Origin of the sequence: Mycobacterium sp. (assembly GCF_039583785.1) — a bacterium.
Classification (GTDB): domain Bacteria; phylum Actinomycetota; class Actinomycetes; order Mycobacteriales; family Mycobacteriaceae; genus Mycobacterium.
This window is the reverse complement of the sequence record NZ_JAVKSG010000196.1, coordinates 1-2,013: the sequence shown is the minus strand read 5'-3', so window position 1 is coordinate 2,013 and position 2,013 is coordinate 1. Positions and strand designations below refer to the sequence as shown.

Sequence of the window (2,013 nt, the reverse complement as noted above, 5' to 3'; positions counted from 1 at the left end):
GCGCAGCGGATGGCGGGCGGTGTCTATCACAGTGGCGACCTCGCGTACCGCGACGAGGGCGGCTACGCCTACTTCGCCGGCCGGCTCGGCGACTGGCTACGCGTCGACGGCGAGAACCTGGGCACCGCACCGATCGAGCGGGTGCTGGCGCGGCATCCCGAGGTGACCGAGGTGGCGGTCTACCCGGTGCCGGATCCGGCCGTCGGCGATCAGGTGATGGCCGCGTTGGTGCTCGCGCCAGGCGCCAATTTCGATGCGGACACGTTCCGAGCGTTCCTCGCCGCGCAGACCGACCTCGGGCCCAAGCAGTGGCCGTCCTACGTTCGGGTCGCCGCGTATCTGCCGAAGACGGCGACCTTCAAAGTGCTCAAGCGGCAGCTGACGGCCGAGGGCCGCGACTGCGCCGATCCGGTATGGCCGATACGGCGTTGCTGACACGTCGCCACTCGCCACGACTCGGTGCGACGGTGCTCCTACTAGCGATACTACTCTGGTAGCATTCCGGTATGAAGCTGAGTGTGAGTCTGTCCGACACGGATGCCGAGGTTCTCGACGCCTACGTCCAACGAGCGGGATTACCATCGCGCTCGGCAGGCGTGCAACGCGCGATTCGGATGCTTCGCCACTCTGCCCTCGAAGCCGATTACGACAACGCCTGGGCGGAATGGTCGGCGGTCGGCGAGGGCGAACTTTGGGAGAACACAGCGGGCGACGGATTCGGTGATGCGACGCGGTGAGATCTGGCAGGTCGACTTCGATCCCGCTCAAGGCAGCGAAGCCAACAAGCACCGCCCAGCGGTGATCGTCAGCAATGACCGAGCCAACGCGACCGCTGCCCGGCTCGGCCGTGGCGTGGTGACCGTTGTGCCAGTCAGCAGCAATATCGCCACCGTCTACCCATTCCAGGTGCTGTTGGCCGCCCCTAAAACCGGATTGACGATGGATTGCAAGGCACAGGCCGAGCAGATCAGATCCGTTGCGACTCAACGGCTGCAGCGGCGGATCGGTCGGGTTTCTCACGTCGAGCTTGCGCTGCTCGATGATGCGCTGCGCCTGCACCTGGAGTTGTGATCGTCGACGACGCTGCGGGACGTTATGAAGATCGCGGTGGAGTGGCGTCTTGAACGCCGAGGTAGTGGACCAGCGCGAGCTCGACCTCGACGAGCTGGTCGCGAGTCAGGTAGTCGACTGGGTCGCCCACGACATAGCGGATGTCGATCGAGCGGATCTGGTCGACCAGCATCCGCGTCGGGCGACCGGCGATCTCAATCTCGGGACGGTGAATGGACGGGCCGGCCGAGGTCGACGTGGGGATCACGGCCACGACTGACAACGGCGAATCCGACGGAGACACAACCAAACCCAGGCGTTTGCCGCCCTGCTCGTGGCCGCGGGGCCGCCCAAGATCTATCCGATAGACCGCTCCGCGGATCACCAGGCTTCGGGCTCCGCGTTGACATCCTCGTCCTTAAGCGCCTCCGCGTCCGCGCGAAACTGCGCCAGCCACCGCTCGTGGTCCAACAGCCGCAGTGCTCGGCGCAATGTGTCCGAAGTACTCTCGCCCGGCCACGCGGCCTCGCGCAGGATGCGCTCGTCATCTTGCGTCGGACGGAAACCGATTGATGCAGGCATGTCACCCATGCTAACGGGCGTTCGACAAATGTTCGACAGTTTCGCGGCTGAGGCACCGTGCATTGAGCCATGCGGTAGAGCGTGCTTGTGCACATCTCTCACCCGCAGGCACACATACCTTGACGGTACCGTTTATGCATGGCAAGGACCGTTGTCGATATCGATGATGAGGCCCTCGCGGCGGCTGCCAAGGTGCTCAAAACAACGACCAAGAAGGACACGGTCAACGGCGCGCTGCGCCACCGTCGTGCGCACCACGACAACTGGTCACTCGTAAGCGCCCGCGTAACATCAGAGAATGGTCTTCTCCCTCATCACCATTGACCCGAGGCGGATGAACGGCCTGCCGTGCATTCGGGACACCCGCGTCACGGTCTCTGC

At 64.5% G+C, this 2,013-nt stretch carries 5 protein-coding genes and 1 pseudogene; 4 read left to right on the top strand and 2 right to left on the bottom strand.

Features of this window, described 5'->3' with window-relative positions; genetic code table 11:
* The 3 genes and pseudogenes from ABDV69_RS21335 to ABDV69_RS21325 all read left to right on the top strand — a co-directional run.
* Positions 1–435: pseudogene (locus ABDV69_RS21335) on the top strand (acyl-CoA synthetase); the annotation flags it as partial.
* Positions 436–506: 71 nt separating this feature from the next.
* On the top strand, positions 507–737 hold the full coding sequence (locus tag ABDV69_RS21330; RefSeq protein ID WP_343577824.1) for an antitoxin: 231 nt from the start codon (positions 507–509) through the stop codon (positions 735–737).
* Positions 721–1,071 carry a type II toxin-antitoxin system PemK/MazF family toxin gene (locus tag ABDV69_RS21325; RefSeq protein ID WP_343577822.1) on the top strand — a complete coding sequence of 117 codons (351 nt, stop codon included), beginning with the start codon at positions 721–723 and terminating at the stop codon, positions 1,069–1,071. Before ABDV69_RS21330 ends, ABDV69_RS21325 begins: the two co-directional genes overlap by 17 nt.
* 22 nt (positions 1,072–1,093) lie before the next feature.
* Here ABDV69_RS21325 and ABDV69_RS21320 read toward each other — a convergent pair whose 3' ends face one another.
* Both ABDV69_RS21320 and ABDV69_RS21315 read right to left on the bottom strand, forming a co-directional pair.
* Entirely contained in the window at positions 1,094–1,435 is a 342-nt protein-coding gene (locus ABDV69_RS21320) for a type II toxin-antitoxin system PemK/MazF family toxin (protein ID WP_343577820.1), read from the bottom strand.
* Positions 1,432–1,632 carry a hypothetical protein gene (locus ABDV69_RS21315; RefSeq protein ID WP_343577818.1) on the bottom strand — a complete coding sequence of 67 codons (201 nt, stop codon included), beginning with the start codon at positions 1,630–1,632 and terminating at the stop codon, positions 1,432–1,434. Before ABDV69_RS21315 ends, ABDV69_RS21320 begins: the two co-directional genes overlap by 4 nt.
* Before the next feature lie 138 nt (positions 1,633–1,770).
* On the opposite strand from ABDV69_RS21315, the gene ABDV69_RS21310 reads away from it, so the two are divergent.
* A complete protein-coding gene (locus tag ABDV69_RS21310) occupies positions 1,771–1,956 on the top strand; it encodes a type II toxin-antitoxin system VapB family antitoxin (RefSeq protein ID WP_343577816.1) in 186 nt (61 codons plus the stop codon).
* Positions 1,957–2,013 lie beyond the last annotated feature (57 nt).

Coding starts and splice junctions, on each gene's coding strand:
- ABDV69_RS21315 (WP_343577818.1), bottom strand. CDS start 1,632: ATGCCTGCATCAATCGGTTTCCGTCCGACGCAAGATGACGAGCGCATC.
- ABDV69_RS21330 (WP_343577824.1), top strand. CDS start 507: ATGAAGCTGAGTGTGAGTCTGTCCGACACGGATGCCGAGGTTCTCGAC.
- ABDV69_RS21310 (WP_343577816.1), top strand. CDS start 1,771: ATGGCAAGGACCGTTGTCGATATCGATGATGAGGCCCTCGCGGCGGCT.